Source organism: Moorena sp. SIO1F2 (assembly GCF_010672755.1).
Taxonomy (GTDB): domain Bacteria; phylum Cyanobacteriota; class Cyanobacteriia; order Cyanobacteriales; family Coleofasciculaceae; genus Moorena.
The window spans coordinates 1-5,545 of sequence record NZ_JAAHFV010000400.1 but is presented as its reverse complement, the minus strand read 5'-3'; the positions used below and the strand labels follow the sequence as shown (position 1 = coordinate 5,545).

The window sequence follows — 5,545 nt, the reverse complement described above, 5'->3', positions numbered from 1 at the left end:
TAATAAAAGTTTAGTAACCTTTACTTACCGTGCTATGATAGGGAAGTGTAAACCGTTAAAATGGAATAGCATAGAATAAAAGTTTACTCAGCTTTACTTACCGTGCTTGAAGATGTTTACAGTAATAAATGTTTTGAATTCAAAATTAATTAAAAGCTTATAGTTATCGTTTTGATTATCAAATTGCCAGGGTTAATTTTAAATTAATGAGCCAATTAAATTCCCTGAAATTGCTATTAATTTCCACCCCAGTTGGTCCGTTGGGTTCAGGCTTAGGTGGTGGGGTTGAGTTGACTTTACGTAACATTGCTACGGAATTGATTCATCGGGGTCACAGGATCACAATTGTGGCAACAAAAGGATCTACAGCTTGGGGAATGCCTCTGGTAGAAATTGATGGTGTTCTGGAAACTAGTATTCAAACTCAAACAAGAGACACTCCTACTATCATCCCCCCATCCTCGGTATTGGCTAATATGTGGGACTATGGGCGGCAAGTTCAAACTGACTATGACTTGATTGTCAACTTTGCCTACGACTGGTTACCGTTTTACCTAACCCCCTTTTTCACTTGTCCCATTGCTCACCTAGTGAGTATGGGTTCATTAACCGAGGCGATGGATCAGATCATCGAACAAGTTGCCATTAATTTTCCTGGCACAATTGGGGTTCATTCAATGGCTCAAGGGGCAACATTTTCCTTCAAGAATCGCTGTCGTTGTTTGGGCAATGGCATTGATTTGTCTGTCTATTCCTTTTGTGACTCTCCCTCACCCTGGGTCGGCTGGGTGGGTCGAATTTCTCCAGAAAAAGGCTTAGAAGATGCAGTGGCAGCATCAGATATAACGGCTAAGCCACTAAAAATTATGGGTCTTATACAAAATCAACCCTATTGGCAGCAGATTCTCCAGGATTACCCCAATGCCCCTCTAGAATACCTGGGTTTTCTCCCAACTGATCAACTCCAAAAACACTTGCGCCAGTGTCGAGCCTTACTGATGACGCCTCATTGGGTGGAAGCATTTAGTACTGTGGCAATGGAAGCCCTTGCTTGTGGAGTGCCAGTCATTTCCTATGACCGTGGTGGATCAGCAGAAATTATCGAAGATGGTAAAAATGGCTTTTTGGTAGAACCCGATTCTGTGGAAGGCTTGGTAGAAGCCTTGGGAAATTTGGATAGAATTGACCGCCGTGAATGCCGTCGCCTCCTCGAAGTTAAATACTCTAATCAGGCCATGGGCGATCGCGTAGAGCAGTGGCTCTGGGATATTTTAAAGGAAAGTCGTGATAGTTGCTAGTTCATTAAGATTTGTAAATAAAAGTAATTTTGTAGTTTGTGATACAGAATAACTGCTATAGTTATAAATGTAAGGGAAGTTAATTCCATAACAATCTTATATAAGCAATCGGAGAAAGGAAAATGTCTACTCAAGAAAAAGCTAGGGCTCTGATGATGAATCACCATCACATGATCAAAAATCGTCAGCAATCTATGCTCGGTCGCGTTGCTTCCGAAGTAGGACTAGATAGCTTAGATTCTGACTACTGGGGTACTATCCAAGGCAAACCCCATCCTAGTTTCCGCTCTACCTATGACCGTAGCCATGCTGCACTTAGCTAGTACTGTGTCAATCTAGTTTTGGGTAGTGGTAAACAATTCGTGATTTTAGCTTCCGTTACCTTTACCAGACCGTAGCCAAACCACGACATCTTTACCACTACCCATCTTTGGCGGCTGTGGGCAGAACCAACCATAGTTTTGATTTTTAGAACTCTGCACTTAAAGGAGTTCTGGGAAACGGAATTACATCCCGAATATTTGCCATACCAGTCATAAATTGCACCAATCGCTCAAATCCCAAACCAAATCCAGCATGGGGCACTGTGCCATAACGTCGCAAATCTAAATACCACCATAAATCTTCTGGATTCATCCCCTGATTCTGAATTCGCTTCTCTAATATATCCAGCCGTTCTTCTCGCTGAGCACCACCGATAATCTCCCCAATCCTAGGCGCAAGCACATCCATTGCTGCTACAGTCTTTTGGTCGTCATTTAAGCGCATATAAAAGGCTTTAATCTCTACTGGATAATCCGTGACAATGACGGGCTTTTTAAACAACTCTTCGGCTAGATACCGTTCGTGTTCTGACTGCAAATCTACACCCCAACTTACCTCATACTCAAACTTACGATCCGTTTTTTCGAGTAATGCGATCGCATCTGTATAAGTAATCCGCTCAAACTGATTATTGATAATATTATCAGCAGTAGCGAGAACATTGTTATCTATCCGCTTGTTGAAAAATTCCAGATCTTCTGGACAGTTTTCCAATACTGACTTAAATACATGCTTGAGAAAGGCTTCTGCTAAATCCATATCCCCCTTCAAATCGCAGAATGCCATCTCAGGCTCCACCATCCAAAATTCTGCTAGATGTCGAGAGGTATTAGAATTCTCGGCTCGGAATGTAGGACCAAAGGTGTACACATCCCGAAACGCCATTGACATAATTTCTGCTTCTAATTGACCACTGACGGTCAGGTAAGTCGGTCGTCCAAAAAAGTCCTGAGTGTAATCGACTGCTTGATTATCGGTTTTGGGAATGTTCTTTAAGTCTAGGTTAGTGACACTGAACAACTCCCCTGCTCCTTCACAGTCACTAGCGGTGATAATTGGCGTATGAACCCACAAGAAGCCTCGTTCTTGAAAAAACTGATGAATGGCATTGGAACAGGCATTCCGAACTCGGAACACTGCACCTAGGGTATTGGTACGCGATCGCAAATGGCTAATGGTGCGCAAAAACTCAAAGGAGTGGCGTTTCTTCTGTAGGGGATAATTGGCATCTGCTTCCCCATACACTGTCACCGAGGATGCTTTGAGTTCAATGCGCTGTCCCTTGCCAAGAGACTCTACTAGTATACCAGTGACTTCTACTGATGAGCCAGTATTAAGCCGTTTTACGATAGTCTCATAATCCGACAAGTCTGGATTGAGCACTACCTGTAAATTTGCCATGGAGGAGCCATCGTTGACTTCCATGAAGGCAAAGTCCTTTAATTCCCGTTTTGTGCGTACCCAGCCTTGAATGGTCAAAGACTGATCTGGTTGACCATTGCGCAAAACTTCAGCAATCCGTCGAATTTCCATAGCTTTCCTCAAAAATCTGAGATAACTGTAAACTTTTCTAAATTACCTGGTGGTCTTTAGCTCTAAAAATCTAAGTAAATATACTTAGAAAGGGCTTAATGTATGTAAAGTTTGATGAACAAAAATTTCTAAATTGTTGCAATAAGTGAAGGAATCACTCATAATTACTATACAAATGCAACGTTTGGTTAAGTTTCATCAAACGACTAGTCACCCAAGATCAGCAGTGAGGCTATTCACTGAAGCCAGGACAGGGTCAGGTTTTTAGTAAATGGTTAGTTGGTAAAGGTGATCAGTAAGGATTAAGCACAATTACCGATTACCGATTACCGATTACCGATATATGTCCTGGGCCAAGCTTGTAGCCCCAGTTGCGATCGCACTCTGGTAATAGCTTCCATTAAAACTAATTTAGAGAGGTATTTGTAAATGGTAGGTTTGTTTAAGGGCAAAAAAAAATCCAAGGGATTCTACCTGGAGCTAGACGAAAGCGAAACTAGCACCCCCCAGCAAGCGGCGGTAGAACAGAAGCCAGAACCGGCTAAAGCTGAGGCAACAGCAGAAACCGCGACCGTAGAAGCAACAGCTGAAGCTTCTAAGCCCAAATCTGCTCGTCAAGCCAAGAAAGAAAAACAAGCTAAGGCGAAGGCTGAAGCAGAAGCTCAAAAAAAGGCAGCTGCTCCTGAGCCAACACCAGTAGCGCCAATCAATTCAGCAGCAGCACTTCTCGGCAAAAAGGCAAAAGGGCAGCCGGAAATGACGTTTGCCACCAAATATGTACCAATGATCATGCCTCGTCGCCGTCCTGGTCCTAGCATGAATAAGTTTATGGACATGGCTGCTCAGATGCAGACCCCTCGTTAATAGATTAGTCATTAGTCAAGAAACACTAGTCCACTATATAACTGAAATGCTGGATCCCAAGGAGTCTCGACCAGGCGAAATAAGTCGATATGAGACTCCAGTTTTTCTAGCAGATCTTGGTAGTCTAGTGCAGTTTGCGCAAAGGTGGTAAAGTCAGACCATACTGGTTTCTCAAGTAGCCGAACATTTAAATAATCAGCTAAGTTGTTCCAGTTGACTCTTGTAGTGCTTTGGTGTATACGAGAGTCTTGGGATTGCTTGTTCTGATGAGAAACTGGCTTGAGGGTTAGAGCAATTCCTTGCTGAAATTGATAATTGCGATCGCATAGTCTGAGAATACTGTGGCGCTGTGGTAAATGCAAGTCACAAACCATGGCATAGTCTAAGGTTTGGGTTTTACGAGTTAAATTCCGTCGCGCATCTAAGTCTACTACCTTCTCAAACAAAGGCAACCGTCCGTCTACTCGTTGGGTAACTTCCGACCAGTTAAAGCTAAAAGACCCCAACTGTCCCTGAGAGTTGTGACAAACTACAGTAGTTTCCTGGTCACTACTGTCAGAAAAATACTTAACTTGATAGATATTAATTCTTTTGATATCTGCTACAGATGCCCACAAACATTTTATTGATGCTTCTCGCAGTAAGGAGCCATAATACTTAAGTTCTCCCACAGGTCCAGTGCGGTATAAACGCCAGCCTCTCGTAGGTAGCTGTAGCCTTGCCGTGTAAGGGTCTATCCCCAGGATACGAGCTAAGTGTTGAGCTGCTTTTGGTTTATCTTGTTGGCTGATCGGCTTTAGGACTAATACTCCCAATTGATTACTTTCAGGGTCAGCCGTTGCTTGGGCTAGGGCTTGTCGGCGCTGTTCTTTTGCCGTAGCTTCTAAGCGTGCTAGTCCCTGACGAGCTTGCGCCATAATTTTAGGAACAGGTGTTCCTTTCAGTAACTGTCGATAGATTCTTTCAGCTGCTTCTAGCTTACCTCTGACTTCCTGGAGCCGTCCTAGATAAAGCTGTGTCCAGGGATTATTGGGCTCTTGCTTCAGAAGTTGTTTAATTAATCGCGCAGCAGTTTGATAATCATGGTGCTCAAAAGCATCAGCAATTTGCTTAAGCATGATAGCGTTAGGTGTTAGATCACCAAGTGTTAGACATTCGGTCTCTCGCCTTTAACTTAAGTGTAAAATCAGATGCTCCTAGGGAGCAGTTAAAATCGCTGACTTTTTGTAGTCTTAAGGGATATTTGGGATTATTAAGGTATTAAGTTAAATTAGCGCTATACTTTAGCCGAATTTATCTAGCGCTCACTTTTTAAAGTGTTAAGGGGTATTTGGGGTAATTAAGTGAGTAGTTTAAATTAGCGCTATACTTTAGTCGAATTTATCTAGCGCTGATTTTTGGGGGTGTTAAGGGGTATTTGGGATAATTAAGTGAGTAGTTTAAATTAGCGCTATACTTTAGCCGAATTTATCTAGCGCTGATTTTTTGGGGTGTTAAGGAGTATTTGGGATAATTGAGGGAGTAGG

The 5,545-nt window shown here is 42.7% G+C and carries 5 protein-coding genes; 3 read left to right on the top strand and 2 right to left on the bottom strand.

The features are described 5' to 3' along the window. The first annotated feature begins 206 nt into the window (after window positions 1-206). Window positions 207-1,298: a glycosyltransferase family 4 protein gene (locus tag F6J94_RS29320; protein WP_293046803.1), complete on the top strand. Its 1,092-nt coding sequence runs from the start codon at window positions 207-209 to the stop codon at window positions 1,296-1,298. Between the two features lie 122 nt (window positions 1,299-1,420). Then, a complete protein-coding gene (locus F6J94_RS29315; RefSeq protein ID WP_070390908.1) occupies window positions 1,421-1,621 on the top strand; it encodes a hypothetical protein in 201 nt (66 codons plus the stop codon). A 145-nt stretch (window positions 1,622-1,766) separates the two neighbouring features. Here F6J94_RS29315 and asnS read toward each other — a convergent pair whose 3' ends face one another. Beyond that, window positions 1,767-3,155, bottom strand: coding sequence for an asparagine--tRNA ligase (gene asnS, locus F6J94_RS29310; RefSeq protein WP_293046802.1), 1,389 nt, complete (start codon window positions 3,153-3,155; stop codon window positions 1,767-1,769). 429 nt (window positions 3,156-3,584) lie between these two features. Here asnS and F6J94_RS29305 point away from each other — a divergent pair, with 429 nt between their 5' ends. Beyond that, a complete protein-coding gene (locus tag F6J94_RS29305; RefSeq protein WP_293046801.1) occupies window positions 3,585-4,019 on the top strand; it encodes a hypothetical protein in 435 nt (144 codons plus the stop codon). 11 nt (window positions 4,020-4,030) lie between these two features. Here F6J94_RS29305 and F6J94_RS29300 read toward each other — a convergent pair whose 3' ends face one another. Further along, window positions 4,031-5,137, bottom strand: coding sequence for a tetratricopeptide repeat protein (locus F6J94_RS29300; RefSeq protein WP_293046800.1), 1,107 nt, complete (start codon window positions 5,135-5,137; stop codon window positions 4,031-4,033). Window positions 5,138-5,545: the final 408 nt, after the last annotated feature.